Origin of the sequence: Kosakonia sp. H02, from assembly GCA_030704225.1 — a bacterium.
GTDB lineage: Bacteria > Pseudomonadota > Gammaproteobacteria > Enterobacterales > Enterobacteriaceae > Kosakonia.
Window position 1 is genome coordinate 446,940 of sequence record CP131915.1, and the last position, 24,051, is coordinate 470,990.

Here is a 24,051-nt window from a genome sequence, read left to right on the forward strand (position 1 = left end):
TTAATGGGTCGCTTCAAATATCGTTTTCCCCAGCCGGGCAATGGCATCGTTACTTTGCGAAAGGGTCGCCTGGGTTTGCGTAATATAAATTGAGACGATCAGTGGTTTGCCCTTTTTCGGCCAGACTACGCTGATAATCGAACGCGAGCCGTTTGCCCCCGCCCCGGTTTTATCGCCAATCGACCAACCGGCGGGCAACACTGAGCGTAGTAGCGCATCCGCCACTTTATCTTCCCGCAACCACTGCGCCAGTTGCGTTCGGGATTGCGGCGTTAACACATCACCGAGGACGAGTTTTTGCAGCGTCTGGCTGACGGCGACCGGCGTGGTGGTATCGCGTTTATCACCGGGAATGGCGCTGTTCAGTTCGGGTTCATTTCTGTCGATTCGCGTGACACTGTCACCTGATTCAGCCAAAAAACGCGTTACCGCCGCCGGGCCGCCCAGTTTACGGGCAACCAGGTTGGCGGCGCTGTTATCGCTGTGGCTGACCGCCGCGCTGCATAACTGTTGCCAGCTCATGCTTTTTGGCGCAACAAACTGGCTGGTTACTGGCGAGTACTCCACCAGTGCTGCTTTGCTAAATTGCGTGGTGTCGCTTAAGGCCAACTCGCCTTTATCGACTTTGCTCAACAGTGCGCCGCAGAGCAGCGCTTTGTGGGTGCTGTTGAGGGGGAAACGCTCATTTCCCCGGTAGCTCACGGTGTTGCCCGTCGCGGTGTCGATGACCGCAATGCCAATGCGCGCGTTCAGTTTTGCTTCCTGTAACCGGGCGATGGCCGTCAGGCTGGCACTATCAATGGTGGCGGCGCTGGCGACAAACGCGCCGCACAGCAGCAGAGAACAGAGTGATTTAGCGGGGAAAAGCATCATTTAATCCTTTGTCATAGCGTTCCAGACGCAAGCCCGCATTCTAACGCTTTTACGATGCATCCGCCGACCAGGCAATTTCACGCTGGCGTTCAATTTCTGCCAGCCGCCCGGAAAGCGTGGCCACCAGGTGCTCCCAGGCAATGCTGCCGAGCGGCACGCGAAATGGCGGATTTGGTGCTTCTGCCACGGTAATCATTGCTGCCACCGTGCGCGCGGCGTCGCCTCTGATATCAAAGCTGCCGTTGGCGATCCCCCGACGCACTTCACCCGCAGGGGTTTGGTCATACACCGCCAGCGGCTTTGCATGATCCAGGCCTGCGCCAAAGCCCGTTTGTGTCGGGCCGGGTTCGGCAATCACCACATCAATGCCGAAGGGTTTGACCTCCTGCGCCACCGCTTCAAGAAAACCTTCAATCCCCCATTTACTGGCGTGATAAAGACTGAAATTCGGGTACGCGACCTGCCCGCCTTCGGACGACACCTGCACGATGCGCCCGCCGCCTTGCTTACGCAGCCACGGCAGCACCGCGCGTACCAGTTGAATCGACCCGGTGAGGTTGGTGGCGAGTTGCCGCTCGATTTGTGCATCGGTCAGCTCTTCCGCCGCGCCAAACAGGCCGTATCCGGCGTTACTCACGATGTAATCAATCGTGCCGCAGGCGGTAAACGCGTTTTCTACTTCCCGGCGCATGGCGTCGGTATCGGTCATATCGAAACCGTGAATGCGCAGCCGATCGCCATACTGTTCCTGCAATGCTTGCAAAGGATCAGGGCGGCGAACCGCGGCGGCAACCCGATCGCCACGCGCCAGCAGTTGTTGGGTCATTTCTAGTCCGAGCCCGGATGAGGCTCCGGTAATCAGCCATGTTTTCATCATTTCTCTCCGTTAACAGGTGAGCGACTAGCGTAAGCCGATGCCGCTGCTATGATAAGCCTCACCAATCGGCATGAAGTGGTGAAGAAAATTCAACAATGAAAAATGTCAGCCTTGCGGATTTAAAAGCCTTTTTACAGGTCGCGCAGCAGCGCAGTTTCCAGCGTGCCGCCAATGAACTGGGCGTGTCGCGATCGTCCCTGAGCCACGCCATGCGCTCGCTGGAAAGCCAGCTTGGCGTGCGCTTATTGCACCGCACTACGCGCAGCGTTTCGCTCACTGAAGAAGGCGCTACCCTGCTGCAACGCATCGATCCGCTGCTCACCTCGCTGGACGACGCGCTGGATGCCACCCGTTTTCGCCCGCAGGAGCTACACGGCACGCTGCGCATTAATGCCAATGAAGGCGGTGCGCGCTGGCTGTTACAGCATGTGGTGCAGGATTTTCTGCATGCGCACCCGCAGGTCATGCTGGACCTGGTCACGGAAGGTCGGCTGGTGGATATCGTCGCTGAAGGGTTTGACGCCGGCGTACGTCTGGCGGAAGCGGTGCCGCGCGATATGATTGCCGTGCCGTTTGGCGGCCCAATCCGGTTTATTGCTATCGCCTCGCCGCGCTATCTGCAAACGGCGGGCGTGCCGCAGCAGCCGCAGGATCTGCAACATCACCGCTGCATTGCGCAGCGTCTGCCGAGCGGAAAACGCTACCGCTGGGAGTTTATGCAAAACGATAAGCCGCTGACGCTGCATGTGCCCGGCACCCTCTGTCTGGATAACAGCGCGTTGATGGTCGATGCGGTGATTGAAGGCCTGGGCATTGCTTTTGTGCCGGAGCCCTTCGCCCGCCGCGCCATTGATGAAGGCCTGGCGGTTGAAGTGCTGGAAAACTTTAGCCCACCGATTGACGGGCTCTGTTTGTACTACTCCAGCCACCGGCAAGTTCCGGCGATACTGAAAGCGTTTATTGCGGCGATCCGGTCAGTGCATGAGCGGCGCAAAGTGCAGCCAGAACAACAGGCCGACAGCGGCTGTTGTGGCAAACAGTAAGATATCTCTGGTGTTAATGCGGTTTTTACGCATGGTACGTGCAAGCAAAGCAACACTCTCTTGCTGGCGTTGCTGCGCGTGTTCAACATCGTTGCAATGTTGCTGATAAGCCTCAAACAAGGCTTTATGTTGCAGGGAAGCCTCAGCCAGTTGATGTTCAAGCGTGCTCAGCGTCGCATGGATTGATGTTGCCGTCTCTTTCAGCGCCGCCAGTTCATCACTCTGTTTATCTGTCGTCTGCTCCAGCGCACTAACCTGCTCAGTTACACGCCCTGAATGGGTTATCTGCGCCTGAAGATCGCGCCTGATAGCCGCCAGGGTTTCACTTTGTTCAGCCAATTGCGCGGTATGCTCTTCCACCGCGTTGGCCTGTTCGAGCTTGTCCTCAACCTGCTCTTTCAGGTGTTGCAGCAGCAGGGTGAAGTTTTCCCGCACGTTGAAGTCCAGTGTCGTATCGTTCGACTCCAGATCGCGCAGCTTATCGACAATGGCCGCGTGAAATCCTTTGATTACCTGGTTTTTCTCGGATGATATTTGCAGCAGGCACTGCACCACTTCCTGGGTGACATTGAGGCTGCCGCCCAGGCTGCCGATCATTTCGGCGAGATCGGTATCATTTTTCGCCGTGAGCGAGCCGCTCCAGCGGCTGAAAAAACCGCGCTGTGTAAAGGCTTCTGCCTTATCTGCAATATTTTTGCTCTGCTGAAATTCATCGTTAAGACGCTGCAATAACGAATCGATGTTATTGCGAAACGAGGCAACAGACTGCGCGCGCGTGGTGGTTAACGCCGTGGAAGAGTGCACATTAATGTCCTTGTAATTTTGTTAACTCATCGGCAATTGAAAAACGCGTTAACTTGTTAACTTCCGCGTTCATTTCGCGTGTCTGGGCGCGCGTGGTCTCCATCAGTTGCAGCGATGAGCGGGCATAATGGTCAAGTTCGATGAGTAGGTTTTCATTGGCTTCCACATTGGCTAACAGCTGTTGATGCGTTTTTCGTCCCTCGGCAATAAATTGCGGTTCGGTGTTGGCTATCAGCGTTAAGACCTGCGGCACAAATTGAGTGAGATAGTAGCTGGTCACGCCAAAGCCGACTGCGCAAAGCAGGGAGGAAATATAAGGCGCAAACGGGGCGAGTGGCGCAAATAACCCGGTTAACCCGGCTTCAATCAGCGGATCGAGCGCATCCCAAAAGATGAGCGCGCCGCTGGTGATGATCACTTCAGAAGCCTTGTGGATCATCTCATCACGGGTCACCGTTTTTGCACCTTTCATAAGCGCAATGACGGACATGCCCAGTTCATAGATGTTTTTTGCCAACTGATAAATTTTGCCGATCGCCTGGCTGAGTGCATTCACCACAAACTCAAAAATACCTTTAAGAATCGATAACGGTGCTTGCAGGTAGCCAGACAATACTTGCCAGATACGATCAAAAAAGCGTTTCAGTCTGACCTTAAGCTGAGCCTTCGTGGTGATAAAGAGATCGACCATCTCATCTTTCAACGCCTTGATCATGGTCGTCACCAGACGTTCCAGCACTTCCCAACTGACATTCAGCCCCGCCTCTTTCGCTGCGCCAACCGCAAGTGTGCCGGCGTTTTTGAGCGACTCTTTCATCTTTTTCGCTTCAATATTGGAGCGTTTACCCTGCTCGTATTTCAGCTCTTCTTTTTTATTCACCGGTGGCATTTCGGTTTTGAGGATGTGTGCTTCTATCGCGGCCGCCGTTTCTACCGAATCGACGCTAATGAATTTGACGGTGCAACCTTCGGCGAACTCGTCCGCCAGTTTGTAGCTTTCACCATTGCGTTGGGCTTGTTTGTTCTCGTTAAGGTGCCCCGCAACCCAGCGTTTTTGCAATTTCGCAGCATCGCCGATGTATCTGACCTGCCCTTCATTGTCAAAAACGACATACACGCCGGGGGTGTCAGGAACCTTATCCAGACCTTCCGCTTTGCCGTTCTTTACCGTGAATTCGCCATCAAATTTCATGGTGGAAATGGAAGAGATGCCATGGCTGAAGGTTTTCAGGATCAGCTCCTTCCAGTTCGCGCCACGGTTAGCGACTTCCAGAACGCTTTGCGCTGACGTAGCGGCCAGTGTGTCCTGCACCGTTGCGCTGGCATCGGGGGTGCTGGCGTTGGGGCGGGAGTTGTTTTTATTACGGTAGCCAGCAACCAGTTTTCGTGTGACGTTATCAACAGTCTTTTCAATGATGGCATTCGCTAACGGGTCAAGTGTCTGCAACTGCGGATACTCTTCCTGCATGGGAAATGGCTTTGCTGTATGCATGAGTGTGTGAGCCTTTATTATTTTTCGCCCGGCAAGCTTACGCTATCCCCTTTTTTTGCGCAGCTATCAGTTCCCGTAGCCATACTTCAGACTCAAAGCCCGCCCAGGAGAAACGATGTTAATTGCTCAACTTAGCGATATTCATGCCGCGCCGGAAAATGACAACCTTGTCCGGCTACATCAGGCCATCGACTGGCTTCTCACTGTCAAACCCGATGTGCTGGTGGTAACCGGTGATTTAACCGATGACGGCTGGCGCGAAGGTTACGAGGCAATCGCGGATGAACTCCAGCGATTACCGTGTCGCGCCCTGCTGCTGCCGGGCAATGCCGATGATAAACAGGTGATGTGTGCGAGCCTGGCGCAGTTTGCGCAGCGCGCAGCCGATGCGCCGCTGCACTTTTATGAACTTTTCGACGGCTTGCCCGTGATTGGCGTGGATGTGACGGTTCACGGTGAAAGTCGGGGCGATATTCTGCCGCATCTGGCATGGCTGGACACCGCGCTGCGGGCGGCACCGCAACCGGCGATGGTTTTTTTACATCAGCATCTTTTTGCCAGCGGTATCGCGCCGCTCGATAGCGCGATGTGCGATGGCGGGCCGGAACTTGCGCAGTTGCTCGCACGATTGCCGCATCCGCCGCTGGCGCTGAGTTGCGGGCATGTGCACCGCCCGGCGTCGGCGATGTTTGCCGGGATCCCGGCCTATATTTGTGGATCGGTTTGCCTGGCAAATCCGTTAATGCTGGATGCACAGCGCGTCCCGCCGGTGACCGATCCGACGGGATTGATGGTGCATGACATCCGCGCGGGAAAATGCGTCAGCCATTTTGTGAGTGTGTGAACTTACAGCGCAATACGGATAACATCGTCCGGCTGGGTGGCTTCTTTTTCACGGGTTGATGCCTGTTTCACACTGACATATAACGTGTTGCCATCGGGCGACAGCGCCAGGCTGTTCGGATGGGTTGGCGTGTCAAAGGTTTTCACTACTTTGTAGCTTTTGGCATCGATAACGCTCACTTTGCCGGCGTTGCGATGCGTGGCATACACTTCGTTACGCGTCGGGTTAAACAGCACCGCTAACGATTCAGGCGCCGCGATTTTTTTCATTACCTTGCCGTTACGGGTATCCACCACCAGCACGTCTGCCGCTTTTGAGTCCGTCACAAAAGCGCGATGACCCGCGGTGTCGAGACTCAGGTTCAGGTAGAAATGCTCTTTACCGTCATCCTGCAATTTTTTCCTGTCGATAATGCTGTGATTGCCGGTATCGATAGTGATCAATTCGCCGTCGCCGTTGGTGGTATAAAGACGCTTCGCGGCAGAATCGAGAGCCAGGCCGGTGCTGTAAGTGCCGGTATTAGCGATAGTGTTTTTAAGCTTCAGCGTGTTGCCATCAACCACCCAGACCACGCTCTCTTTTCCCACGCCGGTGATGTAAACGGTATTGGTCGTTTCATCAACCACCAGTTCGCGCGGGCTGAGCGGGCGCACCGTTTCAGAGCGTTTTCGCCCATCCAGCACCACGCGCCCTTTGATCTCGCCGGTTTTGGCATCCACCGCCGTGACAGCACCGTCCGTGGTATTGCCGAACCACAAAGTCTGAGTCTGGTTATTGAGGGTAGCGCCAAACGGTTTCACATCGCTGTGAATGGCTTGCGTGATTTCCAGCGTGCTGGGATCAAGACGGTAAATCACCCCGCCCTTATCAGTTTTGCGGCTTTGTGCGGTCGCCAGCCACAGGGCGTTCTCCTGTTGGCTGACGGCCATTTCATAGGCGCCTTTGCCCACCGCTTTGCGCAACATCTCTTCGGCAGCATGGGTGCTGAAGGAACCCGCCAGCAGTAAAGAACCGAGGAATAACGTACCGCGCAGACGCGATGGGGAAAAATGACGTAAAGACATGACGACTCCCTTTGGTAGACAAGATGATTACGTTTTCACATGCGTCCAGTGCACGAAACTGCGGTTTCGCTTGTTGTTATAGTTGAGAATAGTAATCATTTGTGCTCGTAAAGTGGAGCGTTAAATTCACCCACGCGCAAAATCCCCCGCCTCTATTACACTGATTATTAACCTAACGTGCGCTCAACATTTTCAAAAAATTTACATATCCATTAACATGTTGGCGCTTTTTTCTTTTGGCTCGTCTTTCTAACTCGGTTCCGTCATGAAAATCTTTTCTGTCACAAAGGCCACACTGCCGGTGTTGCTATTACCCGTTGCGTTATCCACCTCTGTTTATGCAGCGAACAATGAACAAACGATGATCGTCAGCGCCACGCCGCAGGCTGTTTCTGAACTCGATAGCCCCGCCGCCGTCAGCGTGGTTCAGGGCGACGATATCCGCCAGGCCACGCCGCGCGTGAATTTGTCTGAATCACTCGGCAGCGTGCCCGGTTTGCAGGTGCAAAACCGCCAGAACTATGCGCAGGATTTGCAGCTCTCTATTCGCGGTTTTGGTTCGCGCTCCACTTACGGTGTGCGCGGCATTCGCCTGTATGTCGATGGCATTCCCGCCACCATGCCGGACGGCCAGGGGCAAACCTCGAATATCGATCTCAACAGTGTGGAAAGCATTGATGTGCTGCGCGGCCCGTTCTCGGCGCTGTACGGTAACGCCTCCGGCGGCGTAATGAACGTCACCACTGAAACCGGGCGCGAACCAGCAACGGTTGAAGCGAGCAGTTATTACGGCAGTTTCGGTAGCTGGCGTTACGGCCTGAAGGCGACTGGCGCAATGGGCGACGGCACGCACGCGGGCGATGTCGATTACACCGCCTCTTCTACCCGTTTTGTTACCCACGGTTATCGCGATCGCAGCGGCGCGCGCAAAAACCTGGCGAATGCCAAACTGGGCGTGCGCATTGATGATGTCAGCAAACTGAGCCTGATTTTTAACAGTGTCGATATTAAAGCTGACGACGCGGGCGGTTTAACCCGGTCGGAATGGCAGGACAACCCGCGCCAGTCGCCGCGCGCTGAGCAGTACCACACGCGCAAAACCATCAAACAAACTCAGGCCGGATTGCGCTATGAGCGCCAGCTCAGCGATCAGGACGATCTCAGCGTGATGATGTACGCCGGGGAGCGCGAAACCACGCAGTATCAGTCCATTCCGCGCGCGCCGCAGCTTAATCCGTCCCATGCCGGCGGCGTGATTGATTTAACCCGCCATTATCAGGGCATCGATACGCGATGGACGCACCGTGGCGAACTGGGCGTGCCAGTGACGTTTACCGGCGGCCTGAACTACGAAAACATGAACGAAGCTCGCAAAGGCTATGAAAACTTCGTTATGAACGGCACGACGCCGGAATACGGCCAGAAAGGCAGTTTGCGCCGTAACGAACGCAACCTGATGTGGAACGTCGATCCCTATCTGCAAACGGCCTGGCAACTGACCGACAAACTGTCGCTCGATGCGGGCGTGCGCTACAGCTCTGTATGGTTTGATTCCAACGACCACTATGTGACAGCAGGAAATGGCGATGACAGCGGTGATGCGAATTACCACAAATGGTTACCGGCGGCCTCGCTGAAATATGCGGTGACCCCGGCGTGGAATGTGTATGCCGCCGCCGGGCGCGGTTTCGAAACGCCGACCATCAATGAACTCTCTTATCGTGCCGACGGGCAAAGCGGGCTGAACTTCGCCCTGAAACCCTCCACCAACGATACGGTCGAAATCGGCAGCAAAACGCGCATGGGTAACGGCTTGCTGACGGCGGCGCTGTTTCGCACTGAAACCAGCGACGAGATTGTGACCGATACCAGCAGCGGCGGTCGCACCACCTATAAAAACGCCGGTAAAACCCGCCGCCAGGGGGCGGAAGTGTCACTGGATCAGCAGTTCGCCGGTAACTGGCGGGCGAAAGCATCATGGACTTACCTGGATGCCACCTATCGCAGCGACGTGTGTAACGACAGCGACTGTAACGGGAACCGCATTCCGGGCATTGCACGCAATATGGGCTTCGCCTCACTGGGTTGGATCCCGGAACAGGGCTGGTATGCCGGGGCGGATGTGCGTTATATGAGCGACATTATGGCGGACGACGAAAACAGCGCCAAAGCGCCCTCTTATACCGTTACCGGTCTTAACACCGGCTACAAGTTCAACTACGGCAACTGGATGATGGATCTCTTTGGCCGCGTCGATAACCTGTTTGATCGCAAATACGTCGGCTCGGTGATCGTGAACGAATCCAATGGCCGTTACTACGAACCGGCTCCGGGGCGTAACTACGGCGTCGGGTTGTCCGTCGCTTATCAGTTCGAGTAATAAAAGCAACCGCCTGCATAGCCAGGCGGTTTTCTTTAACACTGCGGATGCGCTTAGAAAGTAGTCCAGCTCTCTTCACTTTCCGCGTTTTCCCGGGCGGGTGTTTTCGCTGTTGTCAGCGGCTGGATCGGTGTTTTACCGCCCGTCACCGGGGCCGGTTTTGCCTCGCCCTGATCCAGGCGGAAAGTCGCTACCAGTTCTTCCAGCAGGCGCGCCTGCTCTTCCAGTGAACCCGCCGCCGTTGATGATTCGCTGACCAGCGAGGCGTTCTGTTGCGTGGTACTGTCCAGTTCGCCGACCGCGCGGGCAATCTGCTCAATACCACGGCTCTGCTCTTCCGATGCTGACGAAATTTCGCCCATGATATCGTTTACGCGCGTGACCGACTGCACCACCTGATCCATGGTTTCCCCGGCTTTAGCCACCAGTTCGCTGCCGACGTTAATGCGTGAAACAGACTCGCTGATCAACTGCTCAATATCTTTTGCCGCCTGCGAGCTGCGCTGCGACAGGCTACGCACTTCACTGGCGACCACGGCAAACCCGCGCCCCTGTTCACCGGCACGCGCCGCTTCTACCGCCGCGTTCAGCGCCAGAATATTGGTCTGGAACGCGATGCTGTTAATCACCGCCGTGATGTCGGCAATTTTATTTGAGCTACTGTGAATATCGCCCATCGTATTAACGACTTCACGCATCACGGTGCCGCCCTGGCTGGCGGTTTGCGAGGCCTGTGCCGCCAGGCTGCTGGCGTTGCGCGCGTTATCGGCATTGTTTTTCACCGTCGCGGTCAACTCTTCCATACTGGCGGCGGTTTCCACCACGGCGGCGGCCTGCTGTTCGGTACGTGAAGAGAGATCGGTATTGCCTTCGGCGATTTCGGTGGCCGCGCGGGAAACCTGCGTCACGCTGTTGCGCACCTCGTAAATCATATCGCGCAGGGTGTCGTTCATCCGCCCCATTGCGCCCGTTAACTGCCCCAGTTCATCGGTGCTTTGTGCGCGGATATGCGAGCTTAAATCACCGCTGGCAATGCGTTCAGCCAGCGCCAGGTTGCGATCCACCGGACGGGTAATCTGGCGGATCACCCACCAGGAGACCAGCATGCCAAGCAGAATGGCAATCACGCCGATAATCGAGGCGATGGTGCTTGAGGTGTAGGCCAGTTCATCGTTTTTCGCTTTCACCAGCGCAATGATCTCTCTTAATGACGCGCTGCTGTTGTCGCCGCCGACTTTGACCTTATCTTCTGCCACTTTCAAGGCCTGAAACGCAGCAAGATAATTGAGTGACAGATCGCGGTACTTCACCGTTTCATCCCATAACGATTGCAGCGGTGATTGCAGTTCGCCTGGCAACTGGCTTGCCAGCGCCTGCACGCTTTTTTCCGTCTGACTAAAACGGCTGTCCAGCAGATCGCGCGACTCTTTTCCCGGGCTGTAACGCACCACCAGTGCGGCATCGCGCACGGCGCTAATGGCGAACAATTGTTCGTAAACCTGCGTCATCAGGCCTGGATCGGCCACCGGTGTGCGTACAAGCGTGGTGTAACGGGCCGAGAGATCTTCAGTGCTGAGCTTATCCAGTGCGGCACGTACCGTTTGCAGAGAGCCGGTCGCTTTTTGCATCTCGCCGATACTGGCCTGGAAGTTGTCCAGATGCCCGGCAACTTCGCTGATAATTTTGCGCTCGTTATCCGACCAGGAGAGGCTATCCGCGCTGGCGGTCAGTTCGGAGGCGTGATGCACATAGTTGGCCATTACCTGGCCTGATTTATCATCGCCATAGAAATATTTCAGGCGGTTAATTTTGGCCTGAAAGACTTCAATATTGATGTTGTACATCAGGTTGGTTTTTACATAGACGTCGCGGATTTCTTTAAACCGCAACACGCTGAGAATGGTAGCAATCGCAACCAGAAACAGAACTAAACCAAATCCGACCGACAGCTTTCGACTAATTTTTATATTGCTTAACCGCTGGCTAAATGACATTTCTGACCCCTTGCTGGACATCCAATGTTAGCGCCTGACTGCGCACAAAAAAGTTATCGGCAAGGAATGCAGGGGTTTCAGCCTGGCGGGGTGTTATCGGTCAGAAATGTGATATTGATGCGCCCCATTCGCAAATTTTCGCCGGGGAGCACCAATAAGTTTCATGGAATGATTGAATTAAGGAATTATCACTTATCGAAAGAATTGCTTATGGACGATGTTTGCGCCCTCATCAATAGCGCGCCACACTGCCCGTTCACTGGCAAAAGCATCTCCCTCTTCAAGAGCGGCTATTAAATCGCTGTAATGTTGAACGCGCATCAAATGCTCAGATTTAGGGTAAAGATAATTATAACAAGGGCCTATACGTACCCATAACTGCTCGATTAAGGCGGTGAGCGTCGGCATACCGGCATGGCCATAAACGCTAAAGCGAAACACACGATTCGCTTGTAAGGCTTGTTCCGTGTTGCCGCTTTTCATTGCTTCATCAACATTCGCCGCGAAGATCCGCAGCTCATGGATGGCATCTTTTGTCATATTCTGGCTGGCAGCCCGGGCGGCCATGCCTTCAAGGTTTTTACGTATCTGATTGATTTCGTTATAACGTTCTTCGCTGACCTCCGGAACTAAAAAAGCCTGCGCCGGTGTGGCGTGCAGCGCGCCTGCGGAGACTAACCGCAGTAACGCTTCGCGTACCGGCGTAATGCTGGTACCTAATTGATCGGCGATTTCTTTCGTGATTAGCCGTGCGCCAGGTCTAAGCGCTCCAATAATAAGCGCACTTTTCAGACTCGCCTCCACTTGCATGGTCAAACTGGTCCGTTGCGCTTTTTCCAAATCAAGCATGTTTGCATCCTGTTTCAATTCTTTATTATTTCAGCCTGGTGGCGTGCCTGTAATGAGTATGACTAAAAGATATATTATATAAGTACATGCCTGGTATTGGATTATTGCGTAAAGATAGAACAATGAGTTATTTATTATACACGGCCACCAGGAACCACTTTCACAAGGACATGGGTTCCTTATGCATATCTAATTAAAGCCGTTTTTCAAAAATTTGCACAATTTCAGATGGCGGTTTTTTCCGCCATCCTTAATTTATTTCTGTGGCCCGACTTGCACCACGACTTTACCGAAATTTTTCCCTTCAAGTAAGCCAATAAATGCCTGTGGTGCATTTTCCAGCCCTTCGGTTATCTGCTCGCGGTAGTGAATAAGGTCTTGCTGAATCCATTTTCCCATTTGCTGTTGAAATTCGTGAATCCTATGACCGTAATCCTGCATGATAATAAACCCCTGCAAGCGTATTCTTTTTTTCAAAAGCGTCGCCATTAATAAAGGAATACGATCGGGTCCGTCAGGAAGTTCGGTTGAGTTATAACCACTCACCAGTCCACAAAGCGGAATTCGCGCCGAGGTATTTAATAACGGCAGAACCGCATCGAATACTTTGCCACCGACATTTTCATAATAAATATCGATGCCCTGCGGGCAGGCAGCCGCCAGTTGCTCACTAAAATCATCGGCATGATGATCAAGGCAGAGATCAAAACCGAGTGCGTCCACCGCATGGCGGCACTTCTCGCTGCCACCCGCAACGCCTATTACCCGGCAACCCTTGATTTTGCCAATCTGCCCGACCGTTGCACCGACCGGTCCGGTCGCAGCGGCCACGACCAATGTCTCGCCCTCTTTCGGCTGGCCGATATCCAGCAAACCCATATAGGCGGTAAAACCGGGCATACCGAGAACACCCAGCGCCCAGGAAGGATGCGGGATATTTTTATCGAGCTTCACCAGCCCATCGCCGCCGGAGATGTCGTAATCCTGCCAGCCGTTGCTGCTCAGCACCCAATCCCCTTCGGCAAAATCGGGATGCTGCGATTTCACCACCCGGCTTACCGTACCGCCGCACATCACTTCGCCAATTTTTACCGGCGGCGAATAAGATGGCGCATCGCTCATGCGCCCGCGCATATAGGGGTCAAGCGAAAGGTAAACCGTGCGCAGCAGCACTTGCCCTTCGCCGGGGGATGCGATCTCATCTTCTTCCAGACGGAAATTGTCAACAACCGGCGCGCCATGCGGCCGGGAAGCCAGCACCCAGCGGCGGTTACGGTGAGAATGTTGGTTCATTATGCTCTCCTGTGCATTGTTGGACTGACTATTGATAGTAGTCGCTGAACGCCAGGCGCGCGTTGAGATCAGGGCGTCGAATGATTGAGCCTCACCACCAGGTAGCGGCAAGGTTGGCGGCTTTCATTGATAAAGCGGCAATCGTTCGGCGGCCCCAGTTCAAGGCAATCCCCGGCGTGCATATTGTGGCGGGTATCCCCTTCGACAAAGACCAGTTCCCCTTCCTGAAGCCAGATTAACTGGCGCGCCAGCGCGTAAGAAGAAGCCGGCATGGGAATATCGCTGCCCGGCGGTAAGTCGATTTGCACCAGATCAATCGGCAAGTCGCTGCGCGGTGAAACGTGGCGGCGTAAATAGTGGCTTTGCGGATCGCGCCACACGGGCTGATCGGCGTAACGCAGCAATTTGCCTTCCTGCATTTCTGCCCGCGCGATAAGCGTCGACATACTGATGCCAAATGCGCCGGAAAGCCGCGCCAGCAGCGTTGCCGTCGGGCTGCTCTCTGCACGCTCGATTTTGTGGATCATCGCACGCGACACCCCGGCGCGCTCCGCCAGATCGCTGAGCGACCAGCCGCGGGATTCCCGTTCGACACGAATTCGTGCACTGATCCGTTGATTTATATTGTCTGAGATAGTATTCATTACGTAATACTATAGTGTACAAATTTGGGGTTCAACCATGAATATTCGTTACGCCGGGAAAGTGGACTGCGCGGCAATTGCCGCTATCTATAACCACGCGGTCGTGAATACGGCGGCTATCTGGAATGATCAAACGGTGGATGTTGATAACCGTATCGCGTGGTTTGAGGCGCGCGCCCTGCTCGGCTACCCGGTGATAGTGAGCGAAGAAAATGGTGTTGTCACCGGCTATGCCTCATTTGGTGACTGGCGCGCGTTTGACGGTTTTCGCCATACTGTCGAACATTCGGTTTATGTTCACCCGGAACATCAGGGTAAAGGTCTCGGCCTGGCGCTGATGGAACGCTTAATCGACGAAGCAAAGCGCATTGGTAAACATGTGATGGTGGCGGGGATTGAAGCGCAAAACCACGGCTCTATCCATCTGCACCATAAACTCGGTTTCACCATTACCGGGCAAATGCCGCAGGTCGGCACCAAATTTGGCCGCTGGCTGGATCTCACCTTTATGCAGTTGCAGCTTGATAACCGCACCGATCCGGACGCCATTGAATGAACCAGTCACTGACCCTCGCCTTTCTTATTGCCGCCGGTATTGGCCTGGTGGTGCAAAACACATTAATGGTGCGCATCACGCAATCTGCTTCGACGATACTGATTGCCATGCTGCTTAATTCGCTGGTCGGCATTGTGCTGTTTGTGACGATTTTGCTGATAAAGAACGGCACGGCAGGTTTTCATGAATTATTCAGCACGGTGAAATGGTGGACGCTGATCCCCGGTTTGCTGGGCTCTTTTTTCGTCTTCGCCAGCATTAGTGGTTATCAATATGTCGGCGCGGCAACCACGATTGCGGTGCTGGTGGCAAGCCAGCTTATTGGTGGGCTGGCAATGGATGTGGTGAGAAGTAACGGCGTCGCGCTGCGGGCGTTGATTGGCCCGGTGTGCGGCGCGGTGTTACTGGTGATTGGTGCCTGGCTGGTCGCCAGACGGCAGTTATGAGGCGTAAAAAAACGGGCCTTGCGGCCCGTCAGGTTCAGAGGATCGTGCCACCTTTGGTGAGTTGATCGCGTCGCGCTTCCATGTCTTCTTTATACTGCCGACCATGGTGCGCAATGGCGTTTCGCAGGCGCTGTTGCTGGGCATAACGCTCTTCGCGGCTAAGCTGCGCGTCGTCGCTGAGCGCAATCAGCAATTCGTTCATCCCGGCAATCACGCCCTGCCCGATTGTTTCATCGACGCGGGCGATAACCTCATCCAGATGTGACATATTCCCTCCGTTAATTCAGCTTCACTTTTGAAAAATCACTGCCCATCAGGCTAACGGTATAACCGCTGACGTTGCTGCGCGTCGCGTAGAAGGTTTTCCCGTTTGCCAGTGCAATCCACGGAGCCTGTTGGTAGAAGATCTCCTGCGCCTGGCCGTAAAGTTTGGCGCGCTCTGTCGGATCGCTAACCCGTTTTGCTTTTTGCACCAGCGCATCATAACCCTTATCGCACCAGCGGGCAGCGTTGGCGCCGCTTTTCACGCTATTACAGCCCAGCAGCGTATCGGCGAAGTTGTCCGGGTCGCCGTTATCGGACATCCAGCCAAACAGCGCGGTATCGTGTTCGCCTTTGCGCATCCCGGCGAGGTATTCACCCCACTCGTAAGAGACAATTTTCGCTTTGACGCCCACTTTCGCCCAGTCGCTCTGGATCATCTCGGCAATGCGCCTGGAGTTCGGGTTATACGGGCGCTGTACCGGCATTGACCACAGCGTCGCTTCAAAGCCCTTATCCAGCCCGGCCTGTTTCAGCAGCGCTTTGGCTTTTTGCGGATCGTAGCCGTAATCCTTCAGATCTTTATTAAAGCCGAGCATATTCGGCGGCAGCGGCGATTTTGCCACCGTGCCGGAGCCAAGGAATACGGCGTTGACGATAGCTTGTTTGTCGGTTGCATAGTTCAGCGCCTGGCGCACCAGCACGTTATCAAACGGTTTTTTCCCGGTATTAAACGCCAGATAGCCGACGTTCAGCGCATCTATCGTGTGCAGGGTTAACTCTTTGTTCTTTTTGATCTGATCAAACTGCACCGGCGCCGGAGCGGGAACAATCTGGCACTCGTTGGTTTGCAGTTTCGCCAGACGGGTCTGCACATCCGGGGTGATGGAGAAGATCAGGTGTTTGGTCGGCACCGGGCCATCCCAGTAATTGGGGTTGGCGAGATAGCGGATCTGCGCGTCGGTTTTGTACTGTTGCAAGGCATACGGGCCGGTACCGATTGGCCAGTTATCGACGTTTTCCGGGGTGCCTTTTTTCAGCATTGCATCGGCATATTCCGCCGACAGAATCGAGGCGAAATCCATCCCCCAGTCGGCAAGAAATGCGGCGTTCGGCTCATTCAGCACAAACTGAACGTGGTTATCATCGACTTTTTTCACCGCTTTTATCAGCTTATCGAGGCCGACATCGGTGAAATATTCGTAGTTTCCTTGCGAAACGTTATGGTACGGATGTTTCGCATCCATCTGCCGCATCACGGAGAAGATAACGTCATCGGCGTTAAAATCACGCGTCGGCTTGAAGTACTTATTGCTGTTAAATTTCACGCCCTGGCGCAGCGTAAAGGTCCAGGTTTTGCCATCGTCAGAGACTTTCCACTCTGTCGCCAGCGACGGAATGGGCGTGTTTTTCACCGGATCAAAGGTCACCAGGCGGTTATACAGCACCTGCGAGCTGGCGACAAAAGTCGGCCCGGAGCTGGCAATTTGCGGGTTAAAAGATTCCGGAGACGCTTCGGAGCAGTAGATAATTGTATCGTTGGATGCCGCCCAGGCAGCACTTGCCGGTAACAGTGTGCTCAGCGCGAGGGCGAGCAGCGTTTTCCCTGTAGACATTTGCAGGAGCCTTCTTTTTTATATGGAGCATTAATCTCAGCACAGCAGAAGCAAACTGGCAAATAACGATTGACTATCAAGTTATTCTAAAGCGGTTGTTTTTGCTGAAATATCCACCATGCTTAAAAAGAAAATTTTTCTTAGGTAAATTTTCTGCCGTCAAGCCAGTTCGACGCTATCAATGCGTCGAGAATTCAAAGGTTTTGCGCTTTCCTCCGCCTTTTGCTGGTGCCGGGAACGCGTATAGTAGACGCGTGAAGAAGTCTATGGGATGAAAACGTGGCAAAAACACTCTTGCGTAGCGGCGATCTGGATGATTTCCAGGCCGTTGGCGGCGGCGGTCAGGCCGTATTCGATTCGGCATTGCAAATTCGTGAAGCACTGCGTCTGCGTAAACAGCAGGCGTTAGTCGATTGCCTGGCAATACCGCAGGTCAATGATGAAGGCGATCGCGTCGACTGGTATTCGCCTATCGATGGCCGGTCCGTCTCCTGGAAAGCGGCAGATCCCGACGAGCGCGCCCGGGCGCTGCGTTACCTTGAAAGCACGCTGGACAGCGCGGCCGCGCTGAGCCGTAAATGCCTGCAATCGCCGAAAACAGCGCAGCAACTGTTTGGCTCCTTGCTGGAAAAAGCGCTGCAATTCCCCGGTGAAAACCATGTTTTCCTCGTTGATGGCAAACCGGTCATCACCTTCTGGGGCTTCGTGAATCTTAACGAAAGCGCCCGGGAAAATGTGCTCGAATGCCTGCACGAACCGGAACCTGAAATCCCGGAAATTATTATCGAGCCGGAACCGGAGCCTGAGCCAGAGCCCGAAGAAGAACCGGCGGCAGAGGTAACGTTCAGCCAGGCGGATGCGCCACTATTTACCCCACCGCCCCAGGCAAAACCGCAGCCGGTGAATGTTGCCCCGGTCTATCAGGCCGTACAGGATGCCGAGCCAGAACCCGCGCCAACCCCGGAACCGACCTTTGCACCCGTGCCGAAAAAACGCCGCCGCACCGTGCTGTGGCTGTTGCCGGTTGCGGCGGCGGTCGCCGCTGCGATTGCCGTGCCGCTGGCGCTCAAACAGCAACAACAAACCTCTGCTCCCGCGCCGGTCGCCGCGCCGCCAAAACCGGTCGCTATCGCCCCGCAACCGATTAAGGCAGAACCTATTCCGCAGCTTGCGGCCAACTTACCGCTGCATCAGGCGGCAGTCGTTCCGCCAGTTGTGGAAGTGCCGGAAGAGAAACCGGTAGAGAATGAGCCGGTTATTATCATCCCGATCCCCAAAGGGGCGATGGTGATGGATGCCGGACAGGTGAAAATGGGCTCCACCAAATTCCTCAATGGCAGCTGGCGTGTGGCGATGGAAGTGAAAGATCCGGTCACCGGTAAAGCGCCGAGCGTGCGTTATCAGATCCAGAACAATAAAGGCAGCGCACGGATTGTGATGGGCAAAAACGTCACCTGCCGCGTCGATCTCTTCTCCGGCCTGCATGATACCGGCGAGCTGCTGATTAAGAGCCGTGGCAACGCGCGTTGCAGCGACGGTTCACACTACCCAATGCCGGACATCGCCTGTAAAGCAGGCACCAATGACGTGGCGGAATGCAGCGCGCGTTTTGACGCTAAGACCACCGTTCCGGTGACGTTCAGAAAGACAGGTGATTGATTTATGTTGGTTAATCTTTGCGACTACAAACAAAGCGTCACGCTGATTGCCAATAGCGGCGTGCAGTTTCTTGATTTTGGCCTGACGCCGCAGGATTCGGCCAACAGCGGCCGTTTTGTGCGTAAAACCGCCAATGGCCCGCTCCTGCGGCTCGACTTTGACCTGGTGAACGAGCGCTACACCCTGCCCAACCGCGAAGGCGGACAGCCGGAAGTGGTGAAACCGGAAAGCACGCATTCGCTGCAATACTCCTTGTCGATTTTAGACGGCGTCTGGTTGCCTGTTCCCTTTCTGCGCTTTAACCCGCCGCGCACCTTTGTGGAAGGGCCGGATAACTGGGCGCGGGTGCAAATCCGCAAACTGCCCGAGCCGGACAGCGCCGGAAACACACACCGTGTTGCACTGGCGCTCGACAGCCAAATCAACGATAACTCCCCGGCAGCCCTTGCGCCGCTGGAGAACGATATTCTTAACGGCACCCGTTTTTCGCTGGCCTGGCGCGATGACGAAGTGGCGGATTTTCTCGATCAAACCTGGGTTGACGGCTGGCTGCGCGAAGCGTTTTTGCACTACATCACGCAACATGAAAGCCGCAGCGAGCGCGACATCAACCAGTCGCTGCGTGGGTTTGAGTATCAGGCGCACTGGCTGAACCTGATGTCGCTGCTTGGTATGCAGTTGCAGATACCGGAAGTGAAAATTGTCACTCATACGCTGAGCACTCCGGCGATCCCCGTTGATCTGATTCTGGATGTCGGTAATACGCACACCTGCGGCGTGATCATTGAAGATCACGGCGATGCGAACGATGGTCTGCGCCAGACCGCAGAGTTGCAGGTGCGCTCGCTCAGCGAACCGCAATTCCTCAATGAGCCGCTGTTTACCAGCCGCCTTGAGTTTTCAGAAGCGCGTTTCGGCAAGCAGCATTTTTCCGTCGAGAGCGGGCGTGAAGATGCGTTTGTCTGGCCGTCTATCGTGCGTGTGGGCGATGAAGCCCGCAAACTGGCGATGCAGCGCGTCGGCACCGAAGGCAACAGCGGGATTTCCAGCCCGCGCCGTTATTTGTGGGATGAAACGCCGGTATTGCAGGACTGGCGCTTTAGCCAGATGAACAACAAAACCCAGCGTGAACCGCTGGCGACCGCTTTCCCGCTGATGAACCTGATGAACGACGAAGGTCAGCCGCTCTACAGCCTGCCGCTCGACGAACGTTTGCCGGTTTTCTCACCGCAGTACAGCCGCAGCACACTGATGACGCATATGCTGTGCGAATTGTTATCGCAGGCGCTCGGGCAGATCAACAGCGTCGCCACGCGCCTGCGTTTAGGCTTCCCGGCGTCGCCGCGTCAGTTACGCACTATTATTTTGACCCTGCCATCGGCGATGCCGAAACAGGAGCGCGAGATTTTCCGCCGCCGCATGTTTGAAGCTATCGCGCTGGTGTGGAAAGCGATGGGCTGGCATCCGCAGGATGAAGATTTTGCCAACCGCAAACAGCAGGAAAAAAGCGTGGTGCCGGTTCCGCACATTCAGATGGAGTGGGACGAAGCAAGCTGCGGCCAGTTAGTGTGGCTGTATAACGAAGCGATCTCCCGCTTTGCCGGGCAGACCGAAACCTTCTTCGCCTCCCTCGCCCGCCCGGATCGCCCGGAAGCGCCCGATGCGGTGCCAGGCCGCTCCCTGCGCGTCGCGTCAATTGATATCGGCGGTGGCACGACCGATATGGCGATCACCCATTATCAGTTAGATGATGGTACTGGCAGCAATGTCAAAATAACGCCGCAACTGCTGTTCCGCGAAGGCTTTAAAGTGGCGGGTGACGACGTTCTGTTAGACGTGATTCAGCGCTGCGTGCTGCCGGCGCTGCAAACGCAGATGCAAAAAGCGGGCATTACCGATGCCGCGGCGATCATGGCAACGCTGTTTGGCGATTCCGGTCGCATTGATACCCAGGCGGTGCTGCGCCAGCAAACCACCCTGCAACTGTTTATGCCCGTCGGCCATGCGATTCTGGCGGCCTGGGAAGAGAGCGACATTAACGATCCGTTAGCCGGGCTGTATGCCACGTTCGGTGAGTTGCTCAAGCAGCAACCGACGCGCAATGTGATGAACTACCTGAAACAGGCGATCGATCATGCACTGCCCGCCGGTTCGGCGGAGTTCGATGTGCTGGCGGTGCCGCTGCAAATCAATTTTCGCGAATTACAGGACGCGATGCTGGCCGGGCAATTTACCCTCACCGCCCCGCTGCACGCGGTGTGCGAAGCCATCAGCCACTACTGCTGCGACGTGCTGTTAATTACCGGACGACCCGGTTGTTTGCCAGGCGTGCAGGCGTTAATTCGCCACCTGCAACCGGTGCCGGTTAACCGTATGGTCTGGCTGGATAAATACCGCGTTCATGAGTGGTATCCGTTTAGCCAGCAGGGCAAAATTGGCAACCCGAAATCGACCGCCGCCGTCGGCGCGATGCTGTGCAGCCTGGCGCTGGATCTGCGTCTGCCACGCTTTAATTTCAAAGCGGCAGATATTGGCGCTTACTCCACCGTGCGCTATCTCGGTGTGCTGGATAATGTGGTTAATACGCTGCGCGATGAGAACATCTGGTATCACGATATCGATCTTGATAATCCCGGCGCGAAGCTGGATGCGCGGTTACACTTCCCCCTGCGCGGGAATGTGACGCTCGGTTTTCGCCAACTGGCGAATGCCCGCTGGCCTGCGACGCCGCTCTATACGCTGAGCATCAACTCGCAGGAGCTGGCCAAAACCATCGCCGGGGACGGCGTGTTGAATGTGCGTCTGCAATTTAGCGGCGGCAATAAACATCTCGGGCCGGAGTCCTTCAGCCTGAGTGAAGCCTGGTTACAGGATGGCACGCCGGTCGCCGCCGATGCGTTAACCTTTAAACTGAATACGCTGGCCGACCGCCGTCATAGCGGGAGCCATTACTGGATCGACAGCGGGAGTGTGTACCTGAAATGAGTGCAAGCGTAAAAACCACCCAGGCACTGACGGCATGGATTAACGAAAACCGCCAACAATCGCCGCTGCTGGATGATGATGCCGACGCGCTGCTGGCGCGCCTGACGACTGCCGCTGCACAAGAACAGGCACTGGCTGACGCGTTTGACGCGCCCTGCACCGTTGGGTTGTATGGTCATTCGCAAGCGGCAAAAGCCCACTTGCTCGCCGCGCTGTGCGGCAGCGGTAACGGGCGGCTGCATGTGCGCCCGGGCGATAAAACGCTGGATTACTTTACCCATATCAACCCCGGCCACGCGCTGACCAGCATGGCGTTGCGTTTCAGCCAGCATGTTTCGCCGATGGACGACGGTTTCCCGCTCTGCCTGCGCATTATCAGCGAAGCGGAACTGGTGCAAATTTTCATCGCTCATGCGCATCAGCAGCCGGATTTGCGTGGCGTTGATAAAGCGGTGATTGAAGATCGCGTCGCCAAATGGCGCGCGCTGCGCCAGCCCAATGCGGTGCCGGGCATTACGGCGCAGGAGATTGGAGCTATCGCCCGCTTCTGGCGCTCTGTTGTGCCCTCGTCGCAACAACAGATGGATGATGCGTTGTGGTATCAGTTTGCCAGCCTGCTACCGTCGCTGGATCTCAGCGCCCGCGCCAGCGCGTGGTCGCTGTTGTGGGGTGAACAACAGGAGCTGACACAACAGTGGTTGGCGCTGGCGCATACGTTGCACCAGACCGGTAACGCCGCTGAACTTGCTGCGCCGCTCAGTATCCTGGTGGATACCTTTGCGCTGCCGACGGACGGTTTTTTAACCCCAGCGGCTGGCGAAGAGGAACTGATTCAGGATGAAGTGGTGGTGCATCCCTGGTCGAATGAGCAGTTGCAGAATGCGGTCAGCATTCCGCTCGCGACCCTTGCCCTGATCACCCGAGAACTGGTGCTGCCGCTGGAAAACAGCCTGTTATCGGCGGTCGATTTTCTCGATATCCCCGTACCTGGCTCACAGGATGGTCAGCCGCTGTGGCGCAGCAAATGCCACTGGCTGCTGGAAAACTATCGCCAGCGTTTACAACCTGATGTGCTGATGATTTGCAACGCCACGCTGACGCGTACGGAAACGGCGGCAACGGCGCGGGCGTTACTGAATTGGGTTAAAGAGACGCAATCCGGCCAGGAAACCGCGCTGCCGGGCCTGGTCTGGGCCATTACGCCGCAGGATGCGCGCTTTACGCTGGCGCAAAACCTGGATGAAACCGTGCAGCACCTGATCGGCAAACCGGGTCAACGCTGGGGTACGTTACAGGCGCTGGATGCCAGCAGTCTGCAACGTTTGCTGGAGTGGCTGGCACAAGCGACGACGCCGGGTCTGCGTCAGCAACGTTTGCAGGCGTTGAGCGAACGCCATCAACACGCCCTGCGCGATTTGCTGCAAGCCTGGGTTGTTACGGCGGAACAGGATGCCGCAGCGCAGCGCACCCGTGCGGAATCTGTGGTGCGTGAGTTGCAGGGGCACGCATCACGGCACGGCGAGCTGCTGGAAGGGTTAATGCCGGATATGCAGCAGTTCGACAATCTCTGGAAGGTGCAACAGCCGCGGGAAGAGAAAGTCAGCGGCCTGTTTAATGAAGCGATCGATCTGTTTGCTGAGTCAGCCGAAAGCGCGGAACCGCAGACGGTGGCGAAAGATGTCGGACAGCAGGCGCATGCGCTGTGGGTTAATCATGTTCGCCAGTGGAGCCGCAACGACGATAACGCCGCGCGTTTAGGCCTTAGCCCAACCGCCCTGCGCCAGATGGCGGAGATCGTGATTGTCAGCAGTTATCGTCTGAACCTGCCCGAGCAGTTGCAGACGATTATGCAGCGCGATACCGCCTGCGCTGCCCAGTTACATGCGGCGATCGGTAATTTTGTCGCCTGGCTTGGTTTTGCCGGCGTGCCACCAGAAAGCCGCCCGGCAAGCCGCGTGCAGAAAAACAGCACCATTTTTGCCACCGACGCAGTTGATACGGGCACAACCCGCCTCACCCGTTTGAACGAGCAGCCAGTGCATGCCGCAACCCGCTATGTCTACGACTGGCTGGTGGCGCTGTATCACCGGGCGATCGAAAACATTGGCTACCGCCACCCGCTGGATGTCAGCCCCGCCGCGCGTGAAAAACTGAAGGCGCTGTTGCCGTAAGAAATGCATCAATAAAGCCTGATTTTTAATCAGGCTTTATATTTGCGACAACACGCTGGCTTCGCTTCCACGTTGGCTCGCTTTCGAAAACTATCCCAGCCACGCTGAAATACCAATGATGACGAGCGTAAATATTGCCGTCGTGCCCCATGCATATGTTGGCCAGAACGTACCGGCCAGAGCGCCAAACCCCACGACCA

19 protein-coding genes are annotated in these 24,051 nt (G+C 55.6%); 8 read left to right on the forward strand and 11 right to left on the reverse strand.

The window, feature by feature from the left end; genetic code table 11:
- Window positions 1-873: a class A beta-lactamase gene (bla, locus tag Q5705_02145; protein ID WLI77389.1), complete on the reverse strand. Its 873-nt coding sequence runs from the start codon at window positions 871-873 to the stop codon at window positions 1-3.
- Window positions 874-922: 49 nt separating this feature from the next.
- On the reverse strand, window positions 923-1,747 hold the full coding sequence (locus Q5705_02150; protein ID WLI78947.1) for an SDR family oxidoreductase: 825 nt from the start codon (window positions 1,745-1,747) through the stop codon (window positions 923-925).
- 98 nt (window positions 1,748-1,845) lie between these two features.
- Between Q5705_02150 and Q5705_02155 the strand changes: the two genes are divergently transcribed.
- On the forward strand, window positions 1,846-2,793 hold the full coding sequence (locus tag Q5705_02155) for a LysR family transcriptional regulator (protein WLI77390.1): 948 nt from the start codon (window positions 1,846-1,848) through the stop codon (window positions 2,791-2,793).
- Here Q5705_02155 and Q5705_02160 read toward each other — a convergent pair.
- On the reverse strand, window positions 2,725-3,597 hold the full coding sequence (locus Q5705_02160; GenBank protein ID WLI77391.1) for a hypothetical protein: 873 nt from the start codon (window positions 3,595-3,597) through the stop codon (window positions 2,725-2,727). The genes Q5705_02155 and Q5705_02160 overlap by 69 nt on opposite strands.
- Window position 3,598: 1 nt before the next feature.
- On the reverse strand, window positions 3,599-5,089 hold the full coding sequence (locus Q5705_02165) for a GIY-YIG nuclease family protein (protein WLI77392.1): 1,491 nt from the start codon (window positions 5,087-5,089) through the stop codon (window positions 3,599-3,601).
- 115 nt (window positions 5,090-5,204) lie between these two features.
- On the opposite strand from Q5705_02165, the gene Q5705_02170 reads away from it, so the two are divergent.
- The gene (locus Q5705_02170; protein ID WLI77393.1) at window positions 5,205-5,933 is read left to right on the forward strand and encodes a metallophosphoesterase; all 729 of its coding nucleotides are present in this window, start codon (window positions 5,205-5,207) and stop codon (window positions 5,931-5,933) included.
- 2 nt (window positions 5,934-5,935) lie between these two features.
- Here the strand turns inward: Q5705_02170 and Q5705_02175 are convergent, their stop codons facing one another.
- Window positions 5,936-6,997: a YncE family protein gene (locus Q5705_02175; GenBank protein ID WLI77394.1), complete on the reverse strand. Its 1,062-nt coding sequence runs from the start codon at window positions 6,995-6,997 to the stop codon at window positions 5,936-5,938.
- Between the two features lie 265 nt (window positions 6,998-7,262).
- Here Q5705_02175 and pqqU point away from each other — a divergent pair, with 265 nt between their 5' ends.
- Window positions 7,263-9,377: a TonB-dependent receptor PqqU gene (gene pqqU / locus Q5705_02180; protein ID WLI77395.1), complete on the forward strand. Its 2,115-nt coding sequence runs from the start codon at window positions 7,263-7,265 to the stop codon at window positions 9,375-9,377.
- Between the two features lie 53 nt (window positions 9,378-9,430).
- Here pqqU and Q5705_02185 read toward each other — a convergent pair whose 3' ends face one another.
- The 4 genes from Q5705_02185 to Q5705_02200 form a co-directional block, all read right to left on the reverse strand.
- Window positions 9,431-11,371 carry a methyl-accepting chemotaxis protein gene (locus Q5705_02185; GenBank protein WLI77396.1) on the reverse strand — a complete coding sequence of 647 codons (1,941 nt, stop codon included), beginning with the start codon at window positions 11,369-11,371 and terminating at the stop codon, window positions 9,431-9,433.
- A 192-nt stretch (window positions 11,372-11,563) separates the two neighbouring features.
- Window positions 11,564-12,220 carry a GntR family transcriptional regulator gene (locus Q5705_02190; protein ID WLI77397.1) on the reverse strand — a complete coding sequence of 219 codons (657 nt, stop codon included), beginning with the start codon at window positions 12,218-12,220 and terminating at the stop codon, window positions 11,564-11,566.
- Window positions 12,221-12,475: 255 nt separating this feature from the next.
- On the reverse strand, window positions 12,476-13,513 hold the full coding sequence (locus Q5705_02195; GenBank protein WLI77398.1) for an NADP-dependent oxidoreductase: 1,038 nt from the start codon (window positions 13,511-13,513) through the stop codon (window positions 12,476-12,478).
- Between the two features lie 68 nt (window positions 13,514-13,581).
- Entirely contained in the window at window positions 13,582-14,157 is a 576-nt protein-coding gene (locus Q5705_02200) for a helix-turn-helix transcriptional regulator (protein WLI77399.1), read from the reverse strand.
- Window positions 14,158-14,194: 37 nt separating this feature from the next.
- On the opposite strand from Q5705_02200, the gene Q5705_02205 reads away from it, so the two are divergent.
- A complete protein-coding gene (locus Q5705_02205) occupies window positions 14,195-14,713 on the forward strand; it encodes an N-acetyltransferase family protein (protein ID WLI77400.1) in 519 nt (172 codons plus the stop codon).
- Window positions 14,710-15,159, forward strand: a complete 450-nt coding sequence (locus Q5705_02210; GenBank protein WLI77401.1) for a DMT family transporter — start codon at window positions 14,710-14,712, stop codon at window positions 15,157-15,159. Before Q5705_02205 ends, Q5705_02210 begins: the two co-directional genes overlap by 4 nt.
- A 34-nt stretch (window positions 15,160-15,193) precedes the next feature.
- Here the strand turns inward: Q5705_02210 and Q5705_02215 are convergent, their stop codons facing one another.
- Window positions 15,194-15,427, reverse strand: a complete 234-nt coding sequence (locus Q5705_02215; GenBank protein WLI77402.1) for a YdcY family protein — start codon at window positions 15,425-15,427, stop codon at window positions 15,194-15,196.
- Window positions 15,428-15,437: 10 nt separating this feature from the next.
- Entirely contained in the window at window positions 15,438-17,036 is a 1,599-nt protein-coding gene (locus Q5705_02220; GenBank protein ID WLI77403.1) for an ABC transporter substrate-binding protein, read from the reverse strand.
- A gap of 279 nt (window positions 17,037-17,315) precedes the next feature.
- Here Q5705_02220 and Q5705_02225 point away from each other — a divergent pair, with 279 nt between their 5' ends.
- Genes Q5705_02225 through Q5705_02235 form a run of 3 tightly spaced genes read left to right on the forward strand, consistent with a single transcriptional unit; the run spans window position 17,316 to window position 23,851 of the window.
- Window positions 17,316-18,695, forward strand: coding sequence for an SrfA family protein (locus tag Q5705_02225; protein ID WLI77404.1), 1,380 nt, complete (start codon window positions 17,316-17,318; stop codon window positions 18,693-18,695).
- A gap of 3 nt (window positions 18,696-18,698) precedes the next feature.
- On the forward strand, window positions 18,699-21,680 hold the full coding sequence (locus Q5705_02230; protein WLI77405.1) for a virulence factor SrfB: 2,982 nt from the start codon (window positions 18,699-18,701) through the stop codon (window positions 21,678-21,680).
- Window positions 21,677-23,851, forward strand: a complete 2,175-nt coding sequence (locus Q5705_02235; GenBank protein ID WLI77406.1) for a virulence factor SrfC family protein — start codon at window positions 21,677-21,679, stop codon at window positions 23,849-23,851. Before Q5705_02230 ends, Q5705_02235 begins: the two co-directional genes overlap by 4 nt.
- The last annotated feature ends 200 nt before the right edge of the window (window positions 23,852-24,051 follow it).

Excerpts from the sequence above, each read along its gene's own strand:
- bla (WLI77389.1), bottom strand. The coding sequence starts at position 873 with ATGATGCTTTTCCCCGCTAAATCACTCTGTTCTCTGCTGCTGTGCGGC.
- Q5705_02150 (WLI78947.1), bottom strand. The coding sequence starts at position 1,747 with ATGAAAACATGGCTGATTACCGGAGCCTCATCCGGGCTCGGACTAGAA.
- Q5705_02155 (WLI77390.1), top strand. The coding sequence starts at position 1,846 with ATGAAAAATGTCAGCCTTGCGGATTTAAAAGCCTTTTTACAGGTCGCG.
- Q5705_02165 (WLI77392.1), bottom strand. The coding sequence starts at position 5,089 with ATGCATACAGCAAAGCCATTTCCCATGCAGGAAGAGTATCCGCAGTTG.
- Q5705_02170 (WLI77393.1), top strand. The coding sequence starts at position 5,205 with ATGTTAATTGCTCAACTTAGCGATATTCATGCCGCGCCGGAAAATGAC.
- Q5705_02175 (WLI77394.1), bottom strand. The coding sequence starts at position 6,997 with ATGTCTTTACGTCATTTTTCCCCATCGCGTCTGCGCGGTACGTTATTC.
- pqqU (WLI77395.1), top strand. The coding sequence starts at position 7,263 with ATGAAAATCTTTTCTGTCACAAAGGCCACACTGCCGGTGTTGCTATTA.
- Q5705_02185 (WLI77396.1), bottom strand. The coding sequence starts at position 11,371 with ATGTCATTTAGCCAGCGGTTAAGCAATATAAAAATTAGTCGAAAGCTG.
- Q5705_02190 (WLI77397.1), bottom strand. The coding sequence starts at position 12,220 with ATGCTTGATTTGGAAAAAGCGCAACGGACCAGTTTGACCATGCAAGTG.
- Q5705_02195 (WLI77398.1), bottom strand. The coding sequence starts at position 13,513 with ATGAACCAACATTCTCACCGTAACCGCCGCTGGGTGCTGGCTTCCCGG.
- Q5705_02200 (WLI77399.1), bottom strand. The coding sequence starts at position 14,157 with ATGAATACTATCTCAGACAATATAAATCAACGGATCAGTGCACGAATT.
- Q5705_02205 (WLI77400.1), top strand. The coding sequence starts at position 14,195 with ATGAATATTCGTTACGCCGGGAAAGTGGACTGCGCGGCAATTGCCGCT.
- Q5705_02210 (WLI77401.1), top strand. The coding sequence starts at position 14,710 with ATGAACCAGTCACTGACCCTCGCCTTTCTTATTGCCGCCGGTATTGGC.
- Q5705_02215 (WLI77402.1), bottom strand. The coding sequence starts at position 15,427 with ATGTCACATCTGGATGAGGTTATCGCCCGCGTCGATGAAACAATCGGG.
- Q5705_02220 (WLI77403.1), bottom strand. The coding sequence starts at position 17,036 with ATGTCTACAGGGAAAACGCTGCTCGCCCTCGCGCTGAGCACACTGTTA.
- Q5705_02230 (WLI77405.1), top strand. The coding sequence starts at position 18,699 with ATGTTGGTTAATCTTTGCGACTACAAACAAAGCGTCACGCTGATTGCC.
- Q5705_02235 (WLI77406.1), top strand. The coding sequence starts at position 21,677 with ATGAGTGCAAGCGTAAAAACCACCCAGGCACTGACGGCATGGATTAAC.